This is a genomic window from Vibrio sp. Isolate22 (assembly GCF_022398115.1).
In the GTDB taxonomy this organism is placed as follows: domain Bacteria; phylum Pseudomonadota; class Gammaproteobacteria; order Enterobacterales; family Vibrionaceae; genus Vibrio.
In genome coordinates this window covers 1-26,373 of record NZ_JAKEUW010000018.1, presented here as the reverse complement: position 1 = coordinate 26,373, position 26,373 = coordinate 1, and the positions used below count along the sequence as shown (strand labels likewise).

General features: G+C 45.2%; 22 protein-coding genes. 15 read left to right on the top strand and 7 right to left on the bottom strand.

The genetic code is table 11. The annotated features are described in order from the left end of the window. Positions 1-151: 151 nt before the first annotated feature. Positions 152-1,318: a DUF1887 family protein gene (locus L1D55_RS12440; protein WP_128161344.1), complete on the bottom strand. Its 1,167-nt coding sequence runs from the start codon at positions 1,316-1,318 to the stop codon at positions 152-154. Between the two features lie 195 nt (positions 1,319-1,513). Next, complete coding sequence (locus L1D55_RS12435) at positions 1,514-3,505, bottom strand: methyl-accepting chemotaxis protein (protein ID WP_239917616.1); 1,992 nt, start codon at positions 3,503-3,505, stop codon at positions 1,514-1,516. Between the two features lie 276 nt (positions 3,506-3,781). Here L1D55_RS12435 and hinT point away from each other — a divergent pair, with 276 nt between their 5' ends. The 7 genes from hinT to L1D55_RS12400 all read left to right on the top strand — a co-directional run bounded on the left by hinT (position 3,782) and on the right by L1D55_RS12400 (position 10,319). Next, positions 3,782-4,132: a purine nucleoside phosphoramidase gene (gene hinT / locus L1D55_RS12430; RefSeq protein ID WP_004736268.1), complete on the top strand. Its 351-nt coding sequence runs from the start codon at positions 3,782-3,784 to the stop codon at positions 4,130-4,132. A gap of 262 nt (positions 4,133-4,394) precedes the next feature. Further along, positions 4,395-5,786, top strand: coding sequence for a hypothetical protein (locus L1D55_RS12425; protein ID WP_239917615.1), 1,392 nt, complete (start codon positions 4,395-4,397; stop codon positions 5,784-5,786). Next, entirely contained in the window at positions 5,786-6,169 is a 384-nt protein-coding gene (locus L1D55_RS12420; protein ID WP_004741950.1) for a YcfL family protein, read from the top strand. The genes L1D55_RS12425 and L1D55_RS12420 overlap by 1 nt, the downstream gene beginning before the upstream one ends. Positions 6,170-6,294: 125 nt before the next feature. Then, a complete protein-coding gene (gene lpoB, locus L1D55_RS12415) occupies positions 6,295-6,885 on the top strand; it encodes a penicillin-binding protein activator LpoB (RefSeq protein ID WP_239917614.1) in 591 nt (196 codons plus the stop codon). A 153-nt stretch (positions 6,886-7,038) separates the two neighbouring features. Further along, a complete protein-coding gene (locus L1D55_RS12410; protein WP_239917613.1) occupies positions 7,039-7,893 on the top strand; it encodes a phosphotransferase in 855 nt (284 codons plus the stop codon). A gap of 108 nt (positions 7,894-8,001) precedes the next feature. Continuing rightward, positions 8,002-8,541 carry an alpha/beta hydrolase YcfP gene (ycfP, locus tag L1D55_RS12405; RefSeq protein WP_004741955.1) on the top strand — a complete coding sequence of 180 codons (540 nt, stop codon included), beginning with the start codon at positions 8,002-8,004 and terminating at the stop codon, positions 8,539-8,541. A gap of 488 nt (positions 8,542-9,029) precedes the next feature. Continuing rightward, the gene (locus tag L1D55_RS12400; RefSeq protein WP_239917612.1) at positions 9,030-10,319 is read left to right on the top strand and encodes an NAD(P)/FAD-dependent oxidoreductase; all 1,290 of its coding nucleotides are present in this window, start codon (positions 9,030-9,032) and stop codon (positions 10,317-10,319) included. Positions 10,320-10,438: 119 nt separating this feature from the next. On the opposite strand, the gene L1D55_RS12395 is transcribed toward L1D55_RS12400, so the two are convergent. From L1D55_RS12395 to L1D55_RS12380, 4 genes are all read right to left on the bottom strand, one after another. Further along, positions 10,439-10,984 (bottom strand): GNAT family protein, encoded by a 546-nt coding sequence (locus tag L1D55_RS12395; protein WP_239917611.1) that lies wholly within the window; start codon positions 10,982-10,984, stop codon positions 10,439-10,441. Positions 10,985-11,136: 152 nt separating this feature from the next. Then, positions 11,137-11,901, bottom strand: coding sequence for a peptidoglycan binding protein CsiV (locus L1D55_RS12390; protein WP_061031792.1), 765 nt, complete (start codon positions 11,899-11,901; stop codon positions 11,137-11,139). A gap of 63 nt (positions 11,902-11,964) precedes the next feature. Beyond that, the gene (gene mfd / locus L1D55_RS12385; protein WP_239917610.1) at positions 11,965-15,426 is read right to left on the bottom strand and encodes a transcription-repair coupling factor; all 3,462 of its coding nucleotides are present in this window, start codon (positions 15,424-15,426) and stop codon (positions 11,965-11,967) included. Between the two features lie 6 nt (positions 15,427-15,432). Beyond that, on the bottom strand, positions 15,433-16,002 hold the full coding sequence (locus L1D55_RS12380; protein WP_008223874.1) for a hypothetical protein: 570 nt from the start codon (positions 16,000-16,002) through the stop codon (positions 15,433-15,435). Between the two features lie 227 nt (positions 16,003-16,229). Between L1D55_RS12380 and lolC the strand changes: the two genes are divergently transcribed. The 3 genes from lolC to lolE are packed head-to-tail and all read left to right on the top strand — an operon-like array spanning position 16,230 to position 19,368. Continuing rightward, positions 16,230-17,438, top strand: coding sequence for a lipoprotein-releasing ABC transporter permease subunit LolC (lolC, locus tag L1D55_RS12375; protein ID WP_239917609.1), 1,209 nt, complete (start codon positions 16,230-16,232; stop codon positions 17,436-17,438). Further along, positions 17,431-18,123 carry a lipoprotein-releasing ABC transporter ATP-binding protein LolD gene (gene lolD / locus L1D55_RS12370; RefSeq protein ID WP_105024607.1) on the top strand — a complete coding sequence of 231 codons (693 nt, stop codon included), beginning with the start codon at positions 17,431-17,433 and terminating at the stop codon, positions 18,121-18,123. Before lolC ends, lolD begins: the two co-directional genes overlap by 8 nt. Beyond that, positions 18,124-19,368 (top strand): lipoprotein-releasing ABC transporter permease subunit LolE, encoded by a 1,245-nt coding sequence (lolE, locus tag L1D55_RS12365; protein WP_239917608.1) that lies wholly within the window; start codon positions 18,124-18,126, stop codon positions 19,366-19,368. It begins immediately after the preceding gene. Positions 19,369-19,542: 174 nt separating this feature from the next. Here lolE and L1D55_RS12360 read toward each other — a convergent pair whose 3' ends face one another. Further along, entirely contained in the window at positions 19,543-20,052 is a 510-nt protein-coding gene (locus tag L1D55_RS12360) for a DUF2062 domain-containing protein (protein ID WP_008223866.1), read from the bottom strand. Between the two features lie 17 nt (positions 20,053-20,069). Between L1D55_RS12360 and L1D55_RS12355 the strand changes: the two genes are divergently transcribed. The 5 genes from L1D55_RS12355 to kdsB are packed head-to-tail and all read left to right on the top strand — an operon-like array spanning position 20,070 to position 26,082. Further along, the gene (locus L1D55_RS12355; RefSeq protein WP_239917607.1) at positions 20,070-22,373 is read left to right on the top strand and encodes a DNA internalization-related competence protein ComEC/Rec2; all 2,304 of its coding nucleotides are present in this window, start codon (positions 20,070-20,072) and stop codon (positions 22,371-22,373) included. A gap of 31 nt (positions 22,374-22,404) precedes the next feature. Then, the gene (msbA, locus tag L1D55_RS12350; RefSeq protein ID WP_239917606.1) at positions 22,405-24,153 is read left to right on the top strand and encodes a lipid A ABC transporter ATP-binding protein/permease MsbA; all 1,749 of its coding nucleotides are present in this window, start codon (positions 22,405-22,407) and stop codon (positions 24,151-24,153) included. Positions 24,154-24,168: 15 nt separating this feature from the next. Further along, positions 24,169-25,176 carry a tetraacyldisaccharide 4'-kinase gene (gene lpxK, locus L1D55_RS12345; RefSeq protein ID WP_239917605.1) on the top strand — a complete coding sequence of 336 codons (1,008 nt, stop codon included), beginning with the start codon at positions 24,169-24,171 and terminating at the stop codon, positions 25,174-25,176. Beyond that, positions 25,157-25,336 (top strand): Trm112 family protein, encoded by a 180-nt coding sequence (locus L1D55_RS12340; RefSeq protein WP_004741973.1) that lies wholly within the window; start codon positions 25,157-25,159, stop codon positions 25,334-25,336. The genes lpxK and L1D55_RS12340 overlap by 20 nt, the downstream gene beginning before the upstream one ends. Further along, positions 25,336-26,082, top strand: a complete 747-nt coding sequence (kdsB, locus tag L1D55_RS12335; RefSeq protein WP_239917604.1) for a 3-deoxy-manno-octulosonate cytidylyltransferase — start codon at positions 25,336-25,338, stop codon at positions 26,080-26,082. Before L1D55_RS12340 ends, kdsB begins: the two co-directional genes overlap by 1 nt. Positions 26,083-26,373 lie beyond the last annotated feature (291 nt).

Below are 26,373 nucleotides of genomic sequence, written 5' to 3'. Positions count from 1 at the left end.
ATCTGACAGCAAATTTTGAAATGGCCGCATCGATTGATGCGGCCATTTTTATTTACTGGTTAAGTGACAGAGAGAAAACAGATAAGAAAAAGGCGAGTCACTAAGTTGTGACTTGCCTTTGTTATATTGGTTTAAGAGAAGCTTGCTCTTTTTAGCACTCTTGATCTTCGTTACCGCCAGCAGCCGTAAACCAAGCTGTTAGGTGCGTTTTAAGATCTTTCAACTCGTCAGGGCCGATCAAAGCAAGGCCAAGATCTTCTGCACGTGTGATGTCGTTATGGCGAAGTGGGCGGAAGCTCACTAGCATTGCGCGGGCTTGTAGACCACCTAATAGGTCTCTTAGTGATTCCAGTTTGTATAAGGTGTCATCACCATCATCACGCATGCCTTTCGTCTTACACTCGATGATGTGCAGTTTATTGTTCACCACAGATGCCACATCTAGCTCATTTCGAACTTCACGCTCGCCAAGCTGGCGGTATACCTGAACATTCAAAGAGCGATCTTGAATGGTCGGCATGTCATCTTGGATCTGTTTTACTGTGCTGTGAACGAGAGTTTCCAGCCACTCGCCATTCGAGAAGCGTCGAGCATCTTCATTGGCAAAGGTTAGGGTGCCATTCTCATAAGTCGCAATTTTAGCTTCTACTAAATCGCTTAACAGCATATTCAGTTCACGATAGCCTTGTTGCTTCTCTGATAACTCAACATCCAGCTTCTGCTCTTTGCGACAAGTGGTTGCAAGGTAGTTAAGTGTCGCAAGACCAGGACCTAGTTCAAGTGCGTTACTTGCCCAACGTTCACCTAGCTCGTATAGCTTCTGATCGAGTTGCGGAGGTAGCTGCACATCACTGAATTCGCCACGGGCGCCAAATACGGTTAGGTAGTCATCGATAGTGATGCGGTCTTGAACTTGCGCGTCTTCTTTTCCGTTCGGGTAAAGCCAGCACAGTTTGTCACTATTTGGTTCTACGACGAAGATAGGCCAGTGGTAAGTTCGGAACACTTCGTAAACCGAAAGTAGACGGTGACGAAGGCCACAACTAGCGTTGAGTTTCACTTCTTGGCCACGAGCTTTTAAATCTTCTGCAAGGTTTTGAATGGATTCTTTAATCACTGACGTGTTTACGATCGTCGGAATTTCAAAAAACTCGCTCGTAATATCACGCTTTTGTAAAACGCTGTCTAAGCGCTGATACATATCGACTTGATTCTTATCGCCGATGAACACGATGTGCGTGCTGATCGTTCGGTTATCAAGCAGTGGGGTAAGCAAGCGAATGGGGTCTTGATCGATAATGCCAACATGAACAGCCATATAAATTCCTTAATAGCGGCTCGCTCATAAAGGTGAAAGAAAACGGGAAACAGCAAGCCTTAATAACCATATAATGACAAAGCTCATAAAAAACAAGGGCAACTCTTGATAAAAGTTGCCCTTGTTCAAATAGTTACCACTATTGGGTAAGAAGTCCCAACAATCTCACCTAATATCTATGGTTTCATCATTTATCTATAGCTTAAATTGATGAACCAAATCTCCTTGTTGATTCGCAAGAATCGTTAGGTTTTGGCTCGCCTCAGCGATCGATGACATTGCTTGATAACTTGCATCGGCAATGTGGTTGATGTCTTCAATATTGCGCGCAATATCGCCTGACGTTTCACTCTGTTCAGCAGCTGCTTGAGAGATATGAGTACTCATATGGCTGATTTCTAGAATTAAGGCTTGAATCTCTTCCATTGCACTGTTGGCATTCGATGCTTGTTGTACCGACATGTCCATATCACTCATGCAGCTTTCGATAACGTTACTTGCTGTTTTCGAACTGGACTGTAGGTTGCTGATCATGGTTTCGATTTCAGCTGTAGATTGCGTTGTTTTCTGTGCGAGCACACGAACCTCATCGGCAACGACCGCAAAACCACGACCTTGCTCACCAGCACGCGCCGCTTCAATCGCAGCATTCAGTGCGAGTAGGTTAGTCTGTTCTGCAATGCCGCGAATTACGTCCAGGATTGAGCCAATCTGGCTACTCATCTGTTGTAGTTCACCCACCGCACTAACTGATTCGGTCAAACGAGTTTCCAGTTGGTTGATGGTGCTGATGTTGGTGTTCATGATCTGACGACCCGATTCAGAAGCGGTTTCGACTTGCTGAACCATAGTCAAAGAGCTTTGTGCGCTATTCGCCACTTCCTGTACTGAGTGAGACATCTCTGTCATCGCCGTCGCTACAGTCGCAGTCTGCTCACGCTGGCTGTTCAGTTGAGCCTGAGTTTCTGAAGAGGTCTTCTGGTTAACGCTTGCTGTTTTGGTTAGGTCATCTGACGCATCGTTAAGCTTCACAAGTATATTGTGCAGATTATCGGCTAGGGTGTTGATGTGACCACTTACACGGCTGAATTCGTTGTTGTAACGAATATCGATACGCTGTGTCATGTCGCCTTCTGTTAGGCCTTCCAGTGTCTTAAGGATACGGGTTAGTGGTTCTCTTACACTGTGAGCAATGTGGTAGCCAATCGCTGCCGCAAATAGTGTTACAACGACACCGATAGCAATAGCATTGAATAGGCCTTTGTCGTAGATGCTGCTCGCGTCTGCCAATGAAGAGTTGAGCTGTTCTTCGGCTGTTACGTTGAATGAGTCTAGCACTGCCATCGCTTGGTCTACTTCAACCGCTAGATTAGCGATGTTCACATAAAGTGCTTGCTTCGCTTGTAGGTAGTTGTTGTGCTTATCAAGAACACCGCCTTTTTGGCCTACGTCTTTAGTGAACTTCTGAACTGATTCATCGAATACATTCTTAAGAGCAGGTAGCTGTGTTGCTAAACCGCGGTAGGCGTAGTTTAGGTGAGTAACGGCTTTCTTGTTTTGGTTAACGGCTTTTTGTACGAATGCCACATCAGAGCTCGCGAGTGCGTCTGATGTGATTACTTCTGCGTCTTGTAGTTTGATGAAGTAGCTTTTCGCCATTACTTTCACAGAGATACTTTTCTGATCGGCTACGTACTCTTTCATGCCAACGGTCAACTCAGAGTGTAGGCGTTGGAAATCGCGTGATGCTTTTTGTACTTGCTCTTGTGCTTCAAACATCGCGACGTAATTGTTCATCGCTTCATCCGCTTCAGCAAAGTAGCGCTCTTCCATGGCTCTAAGCTGAGTAATGCGTTCGATGAGGGAGGTGTTGTTTTGGCTTGCTGCTTCTAGATTGCCAAGAACTTCTGAAAAAGCGTTTTGTGATGCAGCAAATTCTGTGCGCATTGCAGACATGCGTTCAGCGTTTTGTGTGGTTAAGAAATCTTTGAATGACTTATCAGCAGAAAGCAATTGGACACTTGTTTGATTGGAAAGCGCAACAAGCGGTAATGAGGTTTCTGAAACACTCTCAAAATTGCTGTGTATCTGATTCATGCTGTTCATCATGATGGTTATCGTGACTGCGAACATGATGATGATCAGTGCGAAACCAGCGTACATACGCTTGATCACAGATCCCTTCATGGCTTTCTCCCTAAATAAAATGCAGACCTAATGTCAGGTCAAAGTAAAAATAACAAAATTGTCAGCATTCTATTGAGCTCCTCTTACGCATTTTATGACGCACACGTCAAAAATAGCGCTCAGTTATAATCAACATGCCATTCTTGAGAGCTAAGACCAGTTTTCTTTGATTTGAACGGTGTTTTTTATTAAGCTTTACAGCGGGTTTATTGTGGTTTGATGCGGCATAGCGCATACTCAAAACACTAAAAAGTAAATGTTTTATCGGAGAAAAACATGGCTGAAGAAACCATCTTTAGTAAGATCATTAATAAAGAAATTCCAGCAGATCTGCTATACCAAGACGATTTAGTGACAGCGTTCCGTGACATCAATCCACGCGCTCCTAGTCATATCCTTATCATCCCTAATAAGCTGATCCCAACGACTAACGATGTTGAAGTGGAAGATGAAGCAATGATGGGGCGCATGTTTACTGTTGCTCGTAAGCTAGCGAAAGAAGAGGGCATCGCGGAAGATGGTTACCGTCTTATCGTGAACTGTAACTCTCATGGTGGCCAAGAGGTTTACCACATCCACATGCACTTAGTTGGTGGCCGTCCGCTTGGTCCTTTACTTATGAGCTAATCAAATAAGTTAATGAGTTAATTAACACAAACAACAAGTTGGAAAATTTGTTGTTTGTATGCCAACTTTAATTGTTATCTGTTGTCTGAATATCGGTTTTGCTTAGCCAGAGCCCTATGAAGCAAGTATTTACTTGCTTGAGATCCTTTTTACAGCACGTTTCGTTTTGATAATGAGACTAGTGGCTTTCGAGCTGATTTAACCACGAAAGGTCAGCAGACCCTAATAAAGTTGGCATTTTAAACATGCACGGAGACGATAAGTGAAGCAACAGTTTAGATTCGCTTCCATTGCCCTACTATCGGCGCTGACCGCGGGATGCGCGAGTATGTCTGCAGGTAACCTGTTCAGTCATTACAGCGCACAAAATAAAAGTATCTATCAAGCCGTTAAATCTGGAGATTATTCAGAGGCTCAACAAGAGTTACCAGATTACGCAGCAGGCGATATTCTCGATAATTTTGAGAGAGGCAGAATCAATCTGTTGGATCAAAAATACCCAGAGAGTAAGTCTTCGTTTGAAGCGGCGGATCAGGCTGTTACTGAGCAGCAGAGAAAAGCCGTCATCTCAATCTCAGACAGTGCAACCAGTGTGGGTGCATTGGCAGTGAATGACAATATTACCGAGTATGTGCCGCCCGATTACGAGTTGGGCTTTCTTCATCTCTATCTCGGTTTGAATTATCTAAAGAAAAATGATTTAGAAGGTGCGGTGATTGAAATGCGTCGCGCCAACCAAGTTCAAGAGCAAGCAAAGAAGCAGCGTGAGGCAGAGCTAGAAAGAGCAGCCAGCGATGCGAAGAAGCAGGGGCTATCTGCCAATGTTGGCAGTATTCTCGCGAATTACCCAGATGCGGGTAAAAAGCTGCAGTCAGTGCAGAACGCTTATCTGATGTTTTTATCGGGTCTGCTTTATGAAGCTTCAAACGACTTAAACAGTGCTTATGTTGATTATCGACGTGCATTGGCGGTGATGCCTGATAACCAAGAGATTATCGACAGAACTATGGCAACGGCCGCACGCTTAGGTATGCGACAGGATTTAGCGACACTCGAGAAGCGTTACAAGCAGTCATATAAGCTAAGTAGCGGGCAAGGGCGCGTGATTGTTCTTCAAGAGCAGAGTGCTGTTCAAGCAATGGACAGTTGGCGATTGGATTTACCTGTTTATGACAGTCGCGATCAGGGAGCAATATACTCTCTTGCGCTGCCATATTACCCAAGTCAGAACGTAGAGCGTTTTTCTCCGTTACGAATCAGTGGGCAGCCGCTGCAAGAGCATTTGATTACCGACGTAAACGCCATGGCTCAGAACGATCTCTCTGAGCGTATGACGAGCATTGTTATTCGCCAAGCACTGCGTGTGGTCGCAAAAGATCGCATTCGTAAAGAGGCAACCAAGGGTGATGACGTTGGCAACATTTTGTTCAATGTGTGGAACACGCTGACAGAGCAACCAGACACTCGCAGTTGGCAATCATTACCAGCTGAGATTAAGAGCAGTACGTTTGTAGCAAACAGCGGCCAATATACCTTGGAAGCGGGCGCTAAAACCTACGATTTTGATATTCGAGAAGGGCAGACCACTTTGGTATGGATTTCTCGACAAGGAAACAACGCAACAATGTGGCATAAACAGCTAGGGAGGCTGTAATGAAAAAGTGGTTAGTGAGCTTAGCAGCGGTTATGGCTCTGGCTGGTTGTGCTGATAATACAGCTGGCGTAAGGGTTGATAGTCTGACTCAGAACGTATTCTTTGGCGACAATGTATTGGGCAGCCGTTTACAAGTTGAAGATATTCGTACCGATCAGATTGATGGTCACACTCGAGGTATTGTCCGCTTAAACAGTAACTATAAGGGTGACCAACACATCCTTTATCGTTTCTATTGGTACGACGATGCTGGACTTGAGGTCAACTTGAAACAAGGGCCTTGGAAGCAAGCGATTGTACGTGGCTTTGAAAGCATTTCGTTGTCGGAAGTATCGGTAAACCCGAAAGCAACTCAATTCCGAGTGCAGTTCCGAGAGCAGTAAGAACAGATTTAGTTATAACCGGTGCTAGTTAACGTGGACTAGCACTTAAGAAAGCGAATTGATTCGCACAGATAAAAATTTAAGAGTGTGGGTAACCCCACTCAATGATAAGTTGAGGAAACATCATGAAAAAGAGTGTCATTGCGCTACTAGGCTTAGCGGTTATTTTAGGCGGTTGTTCGAACAAGGTAAGCTACGGTGATGCACAAGCAGTAGAAACCACAACAATCGATTTCGGTTCAACTGACCTTCAAACTATTGCTGGTGAGATGGTTGATAGCATGATGGCTTCTGGTTCAGTGTCTTACATTACTCGTGATCAGCGTCTAATCGTGTTCGTAGAGCGAATCAAGAACAAAACAAGTGAGCACATCGATACTGAGTCAATCACTGACACAATCAGTACAAAAATGCTGAACTCTGGTAAGTTCCGTTTCGTTGACATGGACCGTGTAGAGTCTGTTCGTGACCAACTAAACTTCCAAAACAACGATGAGCTAGTGAACCAAAGCTCTGCGATTCAGTTCGGTAAGATGGTTGGTGCTCAGTACATGCTGTACGGCAACCTATCAAGCATCGTTAAGAAAGCAGGCAGCGACGAAGACGTGTACTACAAAATGACTATGCGTCTGATGGACCTTGAGTCTGGCTTAATCGAGTGGGCTGACGAGACTGAAATCCGTAAGCAGCAATCTAAGAGCCTACTAGGTCTTTAATTTCGCTTAACTGCCAACTATGAACACTTACGTTTGAAAGTGGATAGGTTGGTTACACGCCAATTCAGTACATGATGTGCTGATATTTGAAGACACTGGCTCTGGTCAGTGTCTTTTTTGTAGGGAAACGAATACGTTAATAGGGAATGAGCAATGGCAATTTTTTCTTGGTCTGAGGCTAAGCTTCTTGATACCAGTTTGAGTTCGCTTGATGGCTATTTTTCGCAGCCGCCAGTGAAGGCTCAGACACTCACCGGTGGTCTGACTAACCGATGTTGGAAGCTGGTTTCTGCTGATGGAACTGAATACGTGTGGCGTCCGATCACACCAATTACCAAGGCCTTCTTTATTTCCCGCCATGAAGAGTACCAAGTGTTGTCTGCCATCGAGCGTCTTGGTATTGGACCAAGTCCGATAGTGGTGAATGAGCAGGGCTTATTGGTTGAATGGGTTGCTGGGGATACGCTTTATGAAGGTTTAGATCTTGATGACCTTCTGAAAACGCTTATCTCTGTGCATTTGGTTAACACCGCACGATTACCACTTAAGCCGTTTAGCTTTACAGCGCGAGTGGACCATTATTGGCTTCAGCTTAATGCCGTTCATAAGACAGAAATCTACAGGACTATTTATAAAGAGTGGCGCACAACGCCAAGTATCCCGAGTGTTGACCTCTCCTTATGTCACTTTGATCTCGGCGGTTATAACCTAGTGAAGAACAGTGACGGGATTAAAATCATTGATTGGGAATACGCGGCAATTGCTGACCCTAGATTAGATCTAACCTTAACCATTTCAGTCGCCGGTGCCCCGGTGCAAGAAACGGTTGAAAAGTACTGTCAGCTGCGTGGTATTCACGATGTTCAGCCTTGGTTGGATGGTGTAGAAGCGTGGTTACCACGAAGTCGAATGATGGCAATGTTGTGGTATTTGCTTGCTCATCAACTGTGGGGTGATGAAAGTTATCTGCGTGAAGCTGAGGCTCTCAGTCACACTTTCTGTAGCTAGGATCACGTTTAGGAAGTGAAAAATATAATTTCGATGGTCTTCCCTTTAAAACCTTGTTTTTCGTGTTAGATTGATCAAAACGTACCAATATTCAATGGGGGAGGTACAATGATTATCTATCTTCACGGCTTCGACTCAACAAGCCCGGGCAATCACGAAAAAATACTGCAGTTGCAATTCATTGATGATGACGTTCGTTTCATCAACTACAGTACTTTGCATCCAAAGCACGACATGCAGCACCTACTGAAAGAGGTGCACAAAGTGATAGAGCAATCAGATGACCCACATCCAATTATCTGTGGTGTTGGTTTAGGCGGTTTTTGGTCTGAGCGTATTGGCTTCTTGTGTGGTATCAAACAGGTTATTTTCAATCCAAATCTTCAACCTGAAAATAACATGGTGGGCCGAATCGATCGTCCTGAAGAGTACGAAGATATTGCGACTAAGTGTGTGGAACAATACCGCATGAAAAACAAAGGTCGCTGCCTAGTGGTGCTTTCTCGCGAAGATGAAATTCACGACAATAGCAAAACTGCTGCTGCACTCGAAGATTACTACGATGTGATTTGGGATGAGAAAGAGAGCCATAAATTCAAAAAAATCTCTCAACATCTTCAAGCAATGAAAGCTTTCAAAGACGCTTAACATACTAAGCATTTTATAAAAAGCGGCACTCAATGAGTGCCGCTTTTTTTTTATTTTGAATGTAACGTTACTATTGATGATGCTGTCGTAGCTGCTATGTTGATAAGTTTGCGCAAACGTTAACTATTTGGCGGCGAATCCTCATTGAGGGTAAGGATTTTAGTTGCGGTCATCGGTTTGCTATATATAATGTTCCAAAGCAAAATATTTTGATAAATATCAAAAAAAATTGAGAGCGAGTGATAAAACTTGCCCATTATTTGTGTACTGCCTCTAAGGTCGTCACCTTTTTTATCCACGTGAGCAAGTCGACAAGCGGATGTTTGTTGCTTGTAATCCCTCTAACTACTCGGTGCGCTGTCGTTATTCTTTTTCGCGGTTATCCAATATGTCACAGCCTTATGTAAAGGCCGGGTAGATACATAGAATTTATCGGTTGGAGTAATCGAGCCGAACCCTATTAATTCATTTTGTAGAGGATTGTCATTGTGACAAAAATTATCGTAGTAGGCGGCGGTGCTGGTGGTTTAGAACTAGCAACTAAGCTTGGCCGCACTTTAGGTCGTAAGAAACGTGCCCAGATTACACTGGTAGACCGTAAAGCAAGCCACCTATGGAAGCCATTACTTCATGAAGTAGCAACTGGCTCTCTAGATGAAGGTGTTGATGCGTTAAGTTACCGCGCGCACGCAAAAAACCATTACCTCGATTTCCAAATGGGCAGCCTGAACGACATCGATCGTGAACGTAAAGTGATTGCACTTAGTGAGCTGAGAGATGAGCACGGTGAACTGCTGATGCCAAGCCGTGAGCTTGAATACGATATTCTGGTTATGGCACTGGGTTCAACGTCTAACGACTTCAATACTCCTGGCGTTCGTGACAACTGTATTTTCCTTGATAGCCCAGAGCAAGCTCACCGTTTCCGTACCGAAATGAACAACCAGTTCTTGAAGCTACACGCTAAGAATGGTCAAGGTACGGTAGACATCGCGATTGTTGGTGCGGGTGCGACTGGTGTAGAGCTGTCGGCTGAGCTTCACAACGCTGTGAAAGAGCTTCGTACATACGGTTTCGGTGACCTAGACTCAAGCAAGTTGAATGTAAACCTAGTAGAAGCGGGCGAGCGTATTCTTCCTGCTCTTCCACCTCGTATTTCAAGCGCTGCACACTCTGAGCTGACTAAGCTTGGTGTGAACGTTCGTACCAATACTATGGTGACGCAAGCGGACGCTGATGGCCTAACAACGAAAGATGGCGACAAAATTCCTGCTCAAATTATGGTTTGGGCAGCAGGTATCAAAGCGCCAGATTTCATGAAAGATATTGGTGGTCTTGAAACCAACCGTATCAACCAACTGGTTGTGAAAAACACGCTGCAAACGACACTTGATGACAACATCTTTGCTATCGGTGACTTGGCGCAATGTACACAGGCGGATGGTTCATTTGTTCCACCTCGTGCTCAAGCGGCTCACCAAATGGCAAGCTGCGCATTCAGCAACATCATTGCTAAGCTGAACGGTCGTGACCTGAAAGACTACATCTACAAAGATAAAGGCTCACTAGTATCACTAAGCCGTTTCTCTACAGTCGGTAGCTTGATGGGTAACCTGACTAAAGGTTCGATGATGGTTGAAGGTCGTATTGCTCGTGTGGTTTACATCTCTTTGTACCGCATGCACCAGATGGCGCTTCACGGAATCATCAAGACATCTCTAATGATGTTGGTTGGTCGTATTAACCGTGTTCTACGTCCAAACCTAAAGCTTCACTAATTAGCTAGCTTTTCGAAGAAGAGTTAAGCTTTCAAAACGCTTAACGCTGATAGTAAAAAAGAGCTCTTCGGAGCTCTTTTTTGATCGTGTCAGTTAAGTGGTTGCCTTGTTGAGTATTGCTAAGCCACCGGTGGCAATACCGAGTAAACCACACCATCTTTTGGCTTGCCGTTGAAGATAAAGCGATTCTTGGCAATGGCTTCTCGTTCTGCACCACACTTCTCTATGAGCTTTTGGCTTGGTAGGTTTTCGGTATCACAGACAATCTCTAAACGCGTTAGCTTGAGCTGAGCAAAGCAAAATTCAAACAGAGCTAGCATCGCTTCCTTTGCTATGCCTTTTCGTTGAAATTGGTCGCCAACCCAATACCCTAAGCTCGCCATATTAAAGGTGTGGTAAAGCTCATTGATCGCCACCATGCCAACCAGCTTATCGCTTTTTCGCTCGAAAATGCCAAAGCCAAACGCATCGGCTTTCACCCAGTTTAAACGAGTGGCCAGAATGAACTTCTCAGCTTCTGCAATTGAGAACCGATCATGACACCAGTCGACCCACGGCAGCAAGCTAGGGGAAGACTTTATCAGTTGAGAAAACTCGTGAGCGTCAGAAGGCTCAATAATTCTTAGGCTAAGGTTTTGAGTATTGATCTGGAAGTCTGGACTCATAGGGCGTACCAATTAAATTTGTAAGTACCTGCTGAAAGTAGCCAGCACTTAATAAAACGCCCTCACAATGGAGGGCGTTTTGAATGATTAGTAGAATTATAGCTTGGGTGCTAACAAACCAACTAGCTTCGTCGCTATATCACTAGGGCTGTTTACTGAGCAACGCGACGAACTTGAATCACCATGCCAAGAAGCGGGTGGTCAAGATAGTGAGTCTCAGTACTGCGCATTCGACGTTTTTGCTCCATACGGTAGCTCTTAAGGAACTCTTCGACTTCAACAGTTGGTGAGATTTCCGTTAGGTTACCCACTTGAACATTGCTCTCAGCACCGCTTACTGGAGAGTCGAGTTCGATTTGCTGTTCTTGCAGCTTCACTTCGCGAACGCTTGGTGCTTTCAAATCTAGAGTGGTTTCAGCGTATAGGTAGTGCTGAACATAGATTTGTAGCTTGCCGTCTAGTTCGTAAAGCGGCTTGTCGATAGTCTCTTCTTGGAAGCCATCTGCAGATGCAGTTACTGCGCCTTTTTCTGAACCGTCAGCATTGAATTGTTTCGAGAAGTCTTTACCTGCTTGAATGTGGAACACGGGTGCTGAGCTCTTACCTTGATCGCCTTGACGCCAAGCCGTATGCATCAGTACTTCAAAGCCAGCATGCTGCTTTAGCTTATCTTTCTGAGGCGTCAGTTTGTACTCCGAGTAAGGGAGCATTTTTACCCCTTTGCTTGCTCGGTACTGGGTGTCCTGAAATGAACCAACGCGCTCAAGTGAAATCTTTGGCTGCGTGTTTGGCCAAGACTCATTCACCTTCTCGGCATCAACTGCGCGCTTAAAAATGATCACTTCTATATCAAATTGTCTCTGTGCCAAACTTGGCAGTGAGACGAACAATAGTAGCAGTGGGATCAGTCTTTTCATTTTTACTCCGTTTTCCAGCCGCACTACCGGCTGGATAAATTATATGTGCAAGTGGATTAGGCTTTATGCTGAAGGCAGCAAGTTCTGTCTGAATTCGCCTAATAGATCACTAACAAATTGAATTCGTTTCCGTCTGTCGACCAATGGTATCGTAAACTTGAACTTAGTTGGTCCTTCCATTGAAAACTTTTGCGGTTGAGATTGCAACAGTTTAACAAGGTAGTTCGGGTTTATGTCAGCATCCGGGTAGAATTCGATAAATCCGCCTTTATCGTGTGCTTCAATTTTCTTCGCCTTGATAGAGGCCGCTGCTAACTTAAGCTCGGAAACCGATAATAAGTTCTTGGTTGCGTCAGGAAGAATACCAAAGCGGTCGATAAGCTCGACTTTTAGCTCCGCAAGCTCATCCGTGTCACTCACGCTCGCAATACGCTTGTATGTTGATAAGCGCGTGTTGATGTCAGGAATATAGTCGTCTGGCAATAGCGCAGGGATGCGCATCTCAATCTCAGTTTGCTCACGTAGCAGGTCATCAAGTGATGGCTCTCGACCTTCTTTCAATGCCTCAACCGCTTGCTCTAGCATTTCCATATATAGCGTGAAGCCAACGGATTGGATCTGACCACTCTGTTCATCACCCAACAGTTCACCGGCACCACGAATCTCTAAATCGTGTGTTGCGAGAGTGAAGCCGGCACCCAAGTCTTCCAGAGAGGCAATCGCGTCTAGTCGTTTAATTGCATCTTTGGTCATCGCTTTCGGATGCGGTGTTAGCAGGTACGCATAAGCTTGGTGGTGAGAACGACCCACACGACCACGCAATTGGTGAAGCTGCGCTAGACCAAGGTTGTCGGCTCGGTCCATCAAGATGGTATTGGCTGTCGGAACATCGATACCGGTTTCGATGATGGTTGTACACACCAACAGGTTAAAGCGTTGGTGGTAGAAGTCGTTCATGATGCGTTCTAGTTCGCGCTCTCGCATTTGACCATGAGCGACCGTTACACGCGCTTCCGGAATCAGCTTTTGTAATGACTCTGCGGTTTTCTCAATGGTGTCAACTTGGTTATGCAGGAAGTAAACCTGACCACCACGCATGATTTCACGAAGTACAGCTTCTCTTACCACAGCATCATCACTTTGACGAACAAAAGTTTTGATAGCTAAGCGTCGTGCTGGCGGAGTAGCAATGATCGATAGGTCACGCATACCACTCATCGCCATGTTAAGTGTTCTTGGGATTGGGGTCGCAGTCAGCGTTAGGATGTCGACATCGGCACGCATCGCTTTTACTTTCTCTTTCTGACGGACACCAAAGCGGTGTTCTTCATCGACGATCAGTAAGCCAAGGTCTTTGAACTGGATATCACTAGAGAGCAGTTTGTGAGTACCGACTAGGATATCAACCTTGCCGTCTGCGACATCTTGCATGATCGCTTTTTGCTCTTTAGCTGATTTGAATCGAGAAAGCACTTCAACACGAATCGGTAAATTCGCGAAACGGTCTCGGAAGTTTTCGAAGTGTTGTTGAGCAAGTAGGGTAGTCGGAACCAGAACCGCAACTTGTTTGCTATTGTCCGTACACACGAAAGCGGCGCGCATCGCGACTTCGGTTTTACCAAAACCAACATCACCACACACTAAGCGGTCCATGGCTTTGGCTTGGCACATGTCAGACATAACTGCATTGATTGCGATCGCTTGGTCATCGGTTTCTTCAAACGGGAAGCCAGCTTTGAAGGTTGCGTATTGCCCACGATCCAAAACAAATTTATAGCCAGGTTTAAGTTCGCGCTTGGCATAGACATCCAGCAGCTCTGCGGCAACGTCACGCACTTTTTCAGCGGCACGCTTACGCGCTTTTTGCCAAGCCTCACCACCTAACTTGTGCAGTGGCGCGGATTCTTCGGCGCCACCAGAGTAACGTCCAATAAGGTTCAGAGAAGCAACTGGCACGTATAACTTGGCATCGTTTTGGTACTCAAGCGTCACGTATTCGGTTTTCATGCCGCCGGCTTCGAGGGTTTGCAGACCTATGTAACGACCAATACCGTGGTCAATGTGCACAACAGGTTGACCAGGCTTTAACTCTGCCAAGTGGCGGATAACCGTGTCGCTATTAACGCTTTTCTTATCTTTCTTACGGCGTTGAACAACGCGGTCACCAAGTAAGTCGCTTTCGCAGATAAGCGCGAGGTTTTTCTCTTCGTGAACAAAACCGTGTTCAGCAGAACCTAGGATCAGACTGAACTTGTCTTTGGCCTTAACGGCTGCATCGAGGTTTTCAACTTCGTTTGGTCGTACTTTGATACCGCGAAGTAGTTCGCTCAATGCTTCACGACGACCCTCTGACTCAACCGAAAAAACAACCTTGCCATCGAAGGCTTCAGTGAATTTTCTTAGGTTAGCTAAAGGCTCTTTGTTTTGGTGTTGAACACTGAGATCAGGCAGTGAAGTAACCGGAAGGTTGATGCGTCCAGCTTTCTCTTCAATAGACTCTAGGCTTAGGTTGACCTGTGGCTTTTGCTTGAAGTGTGCGAACAGTTCGTCTTTTTTCAGCCAAAGCTGTTCTGGCGCCAATAGAGGGCGTAATGGATCGACTCCTCGTTGATCGTATCTATGAGCGACATCAGCAAGGAAAGAGTCAACGGCGGTTTCGACATCACCTAAAACCAGAATCTGTGCTTCGTCAGCGACATAGTCAAACAGTGTTTCTGTGTGATCGAAGAATAGAGGCTGCCAGTACTCAATACCAGCAGGCCATGTGCCTTTAGATACCTGCATGTAAACCGATTCTGGTTCACGTCGTGCATCGAATTGTTGACGCCAACGAATACGGAAATCTTCAATCGCTGTTTCCGAAGTTGGGAACTCGTGCGCGGGTAATAGTCGAATTTCAGAGATGTCTTCGATAGAACGTTGGTTCTCTGGATCGAAGGTTCGGATGGTGTCGATCTCGTCATCAAAGAAATCGATACGATAAGGGTCTTTACTGCCCATTGGGAACAGGTCAAGAATAGAGCCACGGCTCGCGTACTCACCCGGACCAAATACTTGGTCAACGTAACGATAGCCAGATTTTTCAAGCTGCAGGCGTAGTTTCTCTAGTGAGTAAAGATCACCAGTTTTCACTATTAGAGTGTGTTGTAGCAAGAAGTCACGTGGTGATTGGCGCTGGAGTAGCGTGCTGATCGGCACGATCGTGATGCCGTCTTTTAAGGTCGGTAAGGCATAAAGGCGCGCGATACGATCTGAAATGATCTCTTGGTGTGGTGAGAAGCTGTCGTAAGGCAAAGTTTCCCAGTCTGGGAATAGTGCAACTTCGCTCGCCGTAAACTGTTCAATTTCAGATTGCAGCTTGAGTGCGATTTGTGGATCTGGCACAGCAAGTACAGTATGACTGTTGTGTTGCTCTGCGAGTTTAGCGATAGCAAGAGCGAGAGACGAACCGACAAGGTTACCAATGTGCTTTTTGTCACCGGCTCCTTTGAGGGTTGGTAGGGTAAAAATAGATTGTTTGGTCATGTTAATTTACTTGTTATCTCGGTCTAGAGAGCGTTGACGCAAAAGTTTCTGTTGTTGATGAAGTGCCGCTTTGATCAGCAGGTCTTGGTCAGTATCACGAAGATGAGCGTATTTGAAGTTGATTTCGAAACCTGAATCTTTAGGTTGGCTTGCAAACACTTCCGCGTAGCAGTAAATCGCTGCGGCAGGATGTTCCAAGAACAGCTTTGCCTTTACCAAGCGACCTGGTTCGATGTCTGTCTTAGAAAAACAGGAAAATTGGCTCGCACCGAAGGAGTAGGTGTGAGTTCGAAACTTCTCATCATCTTGCTGCGATAACATAAAGCTCAACAGCAGGTTTAATTTGGAGTTCTGTGCATCCAATAAACTGGTGACATTCTTCAAGTCGCTGTTTTTCAGTTCAGCGCGAGCACTGTCGGCTAATAGGTCCAACTGGCTAAATTCACTCGCCACAACAAAAGGGGCAGGGATCTCGGATTCGAACTGAATTTGAGAGGGTAAAGTGAAGTTACTTTCCATCGGTTCTATATTAGCGGTAAGACTGTGGTGAACAGTGAAAAACTCTTGTTCTGTCATGCGTTAGTTCCTTGAAGTGATCTATTGATTATCGCTATGTGGCGGCAGTAATCAAGGTCAGTTAATTGAAACTATCAAATAGTTGTTTGAAATTTGGTGTTTTGACAGGGTTCTGTTTTTCAGGCCTAACTAATTGAGTTAATTCACTCTATATTTTCAATTAACCCCTACACAGTAACAGCAATACCCGTTACATTAACCCGCATCCCTTTTTGATGGTTCAAAGTATGTTTCATCCTATTTCAATGTTTGTTGGCCTGCGTTATTTGAAAGGCCGTTCAGGTGATCGCTTTAGCCGTTTTGTTTCTTATATGTCGACAGCGGGTATCACCATTGGTGTGCTGTCTTTGATTACTGTTTTGTCGGTAATGAATGGATTCGAAGCGCAATTAAAAGACCGAATTCTCGGCGTTTTACCTCAGGCAGTGGTTTATGAGCAAGGTGGTAAGACGCTACTCTCTGAACAGGCCCCTAGTTTTGCTAAGCAAATCTCGCTTAATGGTCACGTTGAGCCGATTGTTCGCAGTGAGGCGGTGATTCAGAGCCCTGCTCAGCTGTCAGCCGGCCTGTTGATTGGCATCCAACCCAATTCTGATGACCCACTTCAAGACCACTTAATCGCGGGTAGACTGTCTTCACTAAAAGCTGGGCAATATCAGCTGTTCCTTGGCCACACGTTGGCGAGAAACCTAAAAGTATCGATGGGCGACAAGGTTCGTCTAATGGTGACCAGCGCAAGCCAGTACACACCTCTTGGCCGTATTCCTAGCCAACGTAATTTCACGGTAGCCGGTATCTTTAATACGGGCTCGGATATTGATGCTCAACTTATGGTGACGGATATCCAAGATGCTGGGCGTTTGATGCGTTATAAGTCAGACACCATTTCAGGTTGGCGACTGTTTTTTGAAGACCCATTTGAAGTCGCGGAACTATCGAGCCAACCGTTACCAGATGGATGGTTGTGGAGCGATTGGCGCGACCAACGTGGCGAGCTGTTCCAAGCGGTTCGTATGGAGAAAAACATGATGGGCCTAATGCTTGGTCTGATCATCGGGGTTGCCGCATTTAATATTATCTCTGCGCTGATTATGGTGGTGATGGAGAAGCAATCTGAGGTCGCGATACTTAAAACCCAAGGCATGACCGATGGTCAAGTGATGGGCATCTTTATGGTTCAAGGCGCGAGTAGCGGCGTGATTGGCGCACTATCGGGTGGCGCATTAGGCGTTGTTTTAGCAATGAATCTTAACCCGATTTTAGAAGCGATGGGTGTTGCTCTATTCTCGTTTGGTGGTCAGTTACCAATTTTGATTAACCCAGTTCAAATCGCCGTTGTTGTGGTACTTGCTATTGCACTTAGCTTGATTGCTACTATTTTCCCTTCTTACCGTGCATCTTCTGTGAAACCTGCTGAGGCCCTTCGTTATGAGTAATTTTCTTCAATGTAATGATATCCGTAAAACGTACCGTGAAGGCTCGTTGGATACTGAAGTCCTCAAAGGGGTGAGCTTTGAGATCGAAAAAGGTGAATTGGTTTCTATCATTGGTACTTCTGGTTCTGGTAAGAGTACGCTCCTGCACATTTTAGGAGCGCTTGATGATGCTTCTGCGGGGAGCGTGAGCTTTCTTGGTCAAGACCTAGCGTCACTGAGCTCAAACAAGCAGGCTAAGCTTCGTAATCAGCATCTTGGTTTTGTGTATCAGTTCCATCATTTATTATCCGACTTTTCAGCACTAGAAAATGTCGCCATGCCACTGCTGATAGGTGGTGAAAAGCCTGCGAAAGCGAAACAAGAAGCACAGTTGCTACTTGATAAAGTGGGGCTAAGCCATCGAGTTGATCACCGACCTTCTGAGCTTTCTGGTGGTGAAAGACAGCGTGTGGCGATTGCCCGTGCATTAGTCAACAAGCCAGCTCTTGTACTAGCGGATGAGCCGACGGGTAACCTTGACCACAATACTGCGCTTTCTATTTATGACTTAATGCGAGAGTTAAACCAAGAGTACGATACTGCCTTTTTAGTCGTGACCCATGATGGCGAACTCGCAGCTAAAATGGATCGTCAACTGCACATGCAAGATGGTTTGCTGGTTAACGTAGAAAAAGAGGAGAGTTAAGTGTTTTCTTCTTTATCTTTATTGATAGGCGGCCGCTTCAGTCGTGCTAAACAGCGAGACAAGATGGTGTCTTTCATCTCTTTGTCTTCGACGATTGGTATTGCGGTTGGGGTAGCGGTGATCATTATCGGTTTGTCAGCCATGAACGGTTTTGAGCGTGAGCTAGAATCCCGCGTGCTGTCTGTGATTCCACATGGTGAGTTTGAAGGGGTTAATGAACCCGTAACTCGCTGGGAGCATGTGGTAGAGCAGTCTGAAAAAAATGACAAAGTCGTTGCAGCTGCGCCTTATGTGAAAATCACAGCGCTCGCTGAAAAGGGCAAAGAACTTAAAGCGATTGAAGTGCGTGGTGTTGACCCACAGCTTGAGCAACAGGTGTCGAGTCTATCAAGCTTCATTGATAAGCAAGTGTGGAACGATTTTAAAGCAGGACAGCAGCAGATCATCTTAGGCTCTGGTGTAGCGAATGTGCTTGGTGCTCAAGTGGGTGATTATTTGACCTTGATGATCCCCACAGTCAACGGTTCGGTTAAGGTTCAGGCGCCCAAGCGGGTACGAGTAAAAGTTGCCGGCTTACTGACACTTAATGGACAAATTGACCATAGCTTAGCGCTCATTCCGATTGGTGATGCTCAAGTTTACGCGAACTTGGGGGAGGCAGTGACAGGTGTCTCTTTGAAAGTAACAGATGTACTGAACGCGAACGAGATTGTCCGCGAGGTCGGTAATCAGCTTGATGTGTATGTTTATTTGCGCAGTTGGCAACAGAAGTTCGGCTTCCTATATCGAGATATTCAATTGGTTCGCACCATTATGTATTTAGTCATGGTGTTGGTGATTGGTGTTGCCTGTTTCAATATTGTCTCGACATTGATGATGGCGGTAAAAGATAGAGCTTCGGAGATTGCAATCTTAAGAACCATGGGCGCTTCTGATGGCTTAGTTAAGCGTATCTTTGTTTGGCAGGGCGTGTTCTCTGGCGTATTAGGTAGCTTAGTCGGTAGTGCGATAGGTGTTTTGGTTGCACTCAATCTAACCACTCTTATTAAAGGGCTTGAGAAGTTGATCGACCACCAATTCCTGTCAGGTGATATCTACTTTGTCGACTTCTTGCCATCACAGCTGAATATGATGGATGTCGTTGTGGTATCAGGTACTGCGATCGCTTTAAGTTTGCTGGCGACATGGTACCCAGCATCTCGAGCAGCGAAGTTAAACCCTGCTTCTGTGTTGAGCTCCAAATAACAAATCTAATGTTTCGACAGATACAAAAAAAGGATCCCTTGTGGGATCCTTTTTTATTGAATTCAAACTGTATTATCTAAGACTTTCATTACATGCCTATCATCTGATGGCTTATAACTTGTCTGATTTTGATCGCTATCCATTAAGAATGGAGAGCGCGTCAGTATAGATTCACTATCTTGCTTGTCGTTTCTTCCAGCTTCTTACTACTGAGTAGCGCCATAAGCCTCGAATACCGAAATAACCAATCATTGCTGAAATTACACCACAAATCATACAGCCCAGCAGGAACGGAGGTCCGATGGTGCTCATTTGCGCCAAGATAAAGTCCCAAGACAGTTCGAAGTGAAAGGCTTGCGGCGGAACATGCATGACGAATGCTCCCACTTTATAAGCAAAGTAGAACAAGACCGGCATGGTTACAGGGTTACTGATCCAAACGAGAGCGACAGCCAGCGGTAAGTTAACACCACACACAACGGCTAGGCCTGCAGACATAATCATTTGGCTTGGTAGAGGGACAAACGCCATGAATAACCCAACAGCGAACGCGCCGGCCGCGGAGCGACGATTAAGGCACCATAAGTTGGGGTTGTACAAAACATTGCCAAAAACTTTTAATGCTTTCTGACGCTTGATGAGCTCATGGTCAGGCATAAATCGTTTGATAAACTTTCTTGGCATAGGAGGAAGCTACTCTCTTGTTTAACACTTGGTTCTTGATTTCATTTGCTGCGACAGTTGTGTCTGCCAGCTTCTGGCCTGTGATGCCACATTGGGTCTTGGCACCATTGATGCTGTTATTACTAATCGCATCAATAAAGTATAGCGTTTTCCGACGTACAAGAGGTCTAGCTACTGCGTTGATACTCGTTGTATGCCTAGGGAATGCGATTGAAATCCAAACAAGTCGCTTATTTCAATCAGGGCAGAATACTACCATAAATGCCTCAGTAGTTAGTCTTTTTAGTAAAAATAGCCATGGTTTTGAAAGCGTAGTAGTAGTTAGATCAATTGACGGTGAAAAATTAACCTTTCCTCAATTGATAAAATTGCGATTGTTTACGCCTTTCAAGCTCACTTTGGGTGATGACGTTCATTTGTCGGTCAGTATCAAGCCTGTTTTTGGGAAGCTTAATGAAGCGGGCTTTGACTTGGAAAAGCACCTGTTTAGCACTGGGGTTACGGCAAATGCGAATTACCGAACGAATACTAAATATAGAATCCACTCTAGCAATCATCTACGTGCTCGGTGGTTCGAGCGCAGTCTTGATAATCTTAGCCAGCTAAGCAATAACGACCTAATAGTCGCTTTGAGTTTCGGCTACCGAGAGCTTATTCCTTCTTTGCGTTGGGATTTGCTAAAGAGCAGTGGCTTGATTCATTTGATGGCGATTTCAGGGCTTCACATTGGTATTGCCTTTGGTATCGGTTATCAGGTGGGGAAGCTAGTGCGTTTGTTGTCTCCTCAGTTGTTATGGTGTCCGACAGTGTTTGGTTTAGGCTTCGCTTATTTCTACAGTTGGTTTGCTGGATTTACACTGCCGACCCTGAGAGCGCTAGTGATGTGTGTCGTGGCGAGTTACTTTCTGTGGCGTGGACAAAGTATCGGTGTGGTTCGCTATGTTCTAGTTAGCTTGTGTATTGTCCTCGTTATTTGGCCTTTTTCTGCGTTATCCAGTAGTTTCTGGCTATCTTTTGGTACATTGGGTGCGGTTCTCTTTATTGCGTTCAATAGTAATACCTCTTCTTCAAATTCTACCTTTATTGAACGAGTACTAAAGCTCATCCAAATACAGGTCATGCTGACCTTGTTAATTGCGCCCTTTTCGATGTTGTTTTTCAAAGGCGTTAGTTTGATTTCGATCGTCTACAATTTGCTGCTATTGCCTTGGGTATCAATGGTGACCATACCTTTACTGTTTTTGTCGATGTTTCTGAGTTTGATCACTGAGTCTTTAATTGGTGGGAGCGACTCAATGGCTCGTTTTTCTACGCAGTTATGGAAACTGGTTGATTTATCACTTGACCCCTTGGTGTTTAGCTTGCCTTTTTCTGAACAGTTTTGGATTCAGGTAGATAATCACGTAACCGTGTTGCTCGTTTTTCTTATCTTATTCTTCGGTTTTATTGCTCGATACCTTAAACGTGGAGCAGCTGCTGTCATCATTTCTGTATTCCTGTTGTGGTGGGAATTTGGCAAAGTTAAACAGGACAGATTAACTATTGATGTTTTGGACGTAGGGCATGGCTTGTCTCTCATCCTCAAAAAGAACAGTCACGTGGTGGTGTACGATTTAGGTAACGCGTGGCCGGGAGGGTCGATGGTCGAGTCACTATTGATTCCTATTTTATCGCAAAGAGGTATTGATGAAATTCAAGGAGTGATCATTAGCCATTTCGATTCCGATCACGCTGGTGGTTACCCAGCGCTGCTTGAGTACTATCAGCCTGAATGGATAAAAGCTAGCCAGAGTTTGAATCATCAAATGGGTTCAGTTGTTCAAGCATGTACGCTAGGTGAGGTGTGGCAATGGCAGAGCGTGACGTTCGAGGTGTTGTGGCCCCCAAAACTAGTGAATCGGGCGTATAACCCACACTCTTGCGTCATACGGATTATTGAACCAGGTTCGGGCTTTTCAATGTTGCTCACGGGCGATATTGAACTCGTGAGTGAGTGGTTACTTGCTCGCGAAGGCGAACGGCTAAAAAGCGATGTCATGCTAGTGCCCCATCATGGCAGCGACACCTCATCTATTACGCCCTTCATCGAAGCCGTTTCACCAAAGTTAGCGATCGCTTCGTTGGCAAAAGGTAATCAATGGGGGATGCCAAGTGAGTCTGTCATTCAGCGTTACCTACAAAGTGGAAGTGCCTGGCTTGATACGGGTGAAAGTGGACAAATAACCATCACTATTGACCAAGAAGGTTGGCATTATCATACGATTAGAGAGGAACAAGGGCGGCAGTGGTATAGGCAGATGCTTCGTAAGGGAGTAGAATAGATAGATTATTGTGAGAAAATTAAGCGATTTTATGTCAACACAAACAGATGAAACTACCTGGGTCACATTTAAACGACTTTGGACTTATATTCGACTATATAAGGCTGGCCTTGGTGTTGCGGTTATTGCGCTTATTATAAATGCCGTCTCTGATACCTACATGATTTCTTTGCTAAAGCCATTACTTGATGAAGGCTTTGGTAGTGCAGAATCTGATTTCCTACGCACACTTCCTCTTATTATCTTTGCCATGATGTTCATTCGTGGCGTTAGCGGTTTCGTATCTACCTATTGCTTGAGCTGGGTTTCTGGCAATGTGGTGATGGAAATCCGCCGTAAAATATTCAGTCACTTTATGCACATGCCAGTCTCTTTCTTTGATAAAGAACAGACGGGGGCTCTGCTGTCTCGAATCACCTACGATTCAGAGCAAGTTTCTGCAGCAACTAGCAAAGCACTGGTGAGTATTGTTCGTGAAGGCGCAAGCATCATTGGCTTGTTAACCTTGATGTTCTGGAACAGCTGGCAGTTGTCTTTGGTTCTATTTGCGGTTGCTCCACTGGTAGCTTGGGCAATCAGCATAGTATCGAAGCGATTCAGAAAGATTTCTAAAAACATGCAAACCAGTATGGGCCACGTTGCTTCTTCAGCAGAACAAATGCTGAAAGGGCACAAAGTGGTGCTTACTTACGGCGGTCAGGATTTAGAAAAACATCGCTTCGATAAAGTTAGTAACCAGATGCGCCAACAGAGCATGAAGCTAGTAACAGCTCAAGCGGCCGCTAACCCGATCATTCAGATGATTGCATCGGTTGCTATTGTTGTTGTACTTGTCTTGGCAAGCGTTGATTCAATTAAGGCTGAGCTAACTCCGGGTACGTTTACGGTGGTGTTCTCAGCAATGTTTGGCCTAATGCGTCCACTAAAAGCATTAACTAACGTAACCTCTGAATTCCAACGTGGTATGGCGGCAAGTACGACACTGTTTGGCTTAATGGACTTAGACACCGAGCAGAACACAGGTACATTGAAACCTGAAACTGTCGGTGGTGATGTTGCAGTAAAAGACGTGACCTTTACTTACGAAGGCGCCGAGAAGCCTGCACTTGATAATGTGAGTTTCAATATACCTAAAGGTAAGACGGTTGCGCTTGTTGGGCGTTCGGGCTCAGGTAAGAGTACCATTGCTAACCTATTTACTCGTTTCTATGACGTAGATTCTGGTTCTATCGAACTGGATGGCCATGATATTCGTGATTACGAACTGAAAAACCTGCGTGAACACTTTGCTCTGGTTTCTCAAAACGTACACCTATTCAATGACACCGTTGCGAACAATATCGCTTATGCTGCTGAAGAGAAGTACACCCGCGAAAAGATCGAACATGCTGCCAAGCTTGCTCATGCGACTGAATTCATCGAAGGCATGGAAAATGGTATTGATACTATAGTGGGGGAAAACGGTGCGAGTCTGTCTGGCGGTCAAAGACAACGTATCGCGATCGCGCGAGCACTGTTGAGAGACGCGCCAGTTCTGATTCTTGATGAGGCGACGTCTGCGCTGGATACTGAGTCAGAAAGAGCGATTCAATCTGCATTAGAAGAACTGCAAAAAGACAAAACGGTACTGGTAATCGCTCACCGATTGTCGACGATCGAACAAGCTGATGAAATCTTAGTGGTTGATGATGGTCAGATTGTAGAAAGAGGTCCTCACGCAGAGCTAATCGCTCATGACGGCGCCTATGCTCAACTGCATCGAATTCAGTTCAGCGGATAAGATTAGGTCTTTGTTGTGATCGAAAAGATTTGGTTTAACAATCACCCGTTAAAATACCTTCTTTGGCCGCTATTGTGGCCATTGAGTCTGCTGTTTAAAATGATCAGTGGGCAGCGTCGTGATGCTTATCTATCTGGAAAGAAAGAAACCTATCGACCACCTCTACCTGTAATTGTTGTTGGTAACATTACCGCTGGTGGCAACGGTAAAACCCCCGTTGTGATTTGGTTGGTAGAGATGCTTCAAGCCAATGGTTTTAAACCTGGTGTCGTTTCTCGTGGCTACGGTGCAAAAGCGCCGAGTTACCCTCTGGTTTTGGATGAGAACACGCCCGCGGAACACTCGGGTGATGAACCGCGTCTAATTAGAAAGCGAACGGGCGCGCCGGTAGCGGTTGACCCAGTCAGAGCTAACGCGGTAAAGGCTTTATTGAATCAAGGTGTGAATGTCATTATTACTGATGACGGCCTGCAGCACTATGCGCTTGAGCGTGATATTGAGTTTTCAGTTATCGACGGTGTAAGGCGTTTTGGTAACGAGAGTCTGATTCCATTAGGCCCGTTGCGAGAGCCTGTATCACGTTTGGCTGACGTCGATTTCTTGATTAACAATGGTGGAAAGGTACAAGGGCGAGAGTTCTCAATGTCTTTGGCGCCGAGTGAAGCCGTTAATCTAAAGACTGGTCAGAAAAAGCCAGTTTCAGAACTATCAAAGCTGGTGGCTTTTGCTGGAATAGGGCACCCGCCACGCTTTTTCAAAACATTAGACGATCTTGATGGTGATGTGGTTTACACACAAGGCTTCGCCGATCATCAGGATTTTAATAAAGATGAACTTCATGCCTTAGCAAAGAAAGGTATGAATATGATTATGACAGAAAAAGACGCTGTAAAATGCGAAGAATATGCTCAAGACAACTGGTGGTATCTTCCAGTTTCTGCGCAGTTCGAAGAAGAAGCGCAACAGCAAATTTTAAAAAGAATAAAAGAGGTTATGGAATACTATGGATCACCGTCTGCTTGAGATCGTTGCTTGCCCTGTATGTAAAGGTAAACTAACTTTTGACAAGGATAAGCAAGAGCTTGTTTGTAAAATCGATCGCCTAGCTTACCCAATTAAAGAGGGTATTCCTGTTCTTCTTGAACCTGAAGCTCGTACTCTTTCAATGGACGAGGGCAAGTAATGTCTTACACGGTAGTTATACCAGCAAGATATCAATCGAGCCGTTTGCCAGGTAAGCCTTTGGCTGACATTGGCGGCAAGCCGATGATTCAATGGGTATACGAACAGTCAATGAAAGCGGGGGCTGATAACGTTATTATCGCAACCGATGATGTTCGCGTTGAAAAGGCTGCAAAAGCATTTGGTGCGACTGTGTGTATGACATCACCGAATCACGAGTCTGGTACTGAACGCCTAGCTGAAGTGATTGAAGTGATGAACATCCCTAACGACCACATTATTGTGAACGTACAAGGGGATGAGCCACTTATTCCACCTGCGATTATTAATCAGGTAGCAAATAACCTAGCAAACAGCACAGCACCGATGGCCACACTTGGTGTGGAAATCTCTCACGTTGATGAGGTGTTTAACCCTAATGCTGTAAAAGTAGTAACGGATAAAGACGGTTATGCGCTGTACTTTAGCCGAGCGACGATTCCTTGGGATCGTGACGCTTACGCTAACAACGGCACTGCTGCTGAATCTCCATTACTTCGCCATATTGGTATTTACGCTTACCGAGCGGGTTTCATCAACACCTACATCAACTGGGAACCAAGTACCCTAGAGCGTATCGAGTGCCTAGAGCAACTTCGTGTACTTTGGTACGGTGAGAAGATTCACGTAGATGTTGCTGTTGAAGCGCCAGCTGCAGGGGTTGATACTCCAGAAGACTTGGAAGCAGTACGCGCCATCATTGGTTAGACTTGCTTGAAGCAACAAATATACTTAGCCTCGCTCGTTCGAGGCTTTTTTATGGTTCATCGCGGATTAGCGGGAACTAAAAACAAAAACGGTAGTAAGTGATATGGTTTAGTCGCCAAACAAAAATCATACACAAACTACCGTTTTCATGCCGAATCATACTTTCCTATCTTCATTCTGGGAAGGCTTTAAAATAGTAAAGTCTCACCAGACAGCATCACTTATTACACTGACTCTTAAACCTAACTCTGAGGCTAAATGCCTTTGCGGTCTTGAAGCCGAGGCTATCCA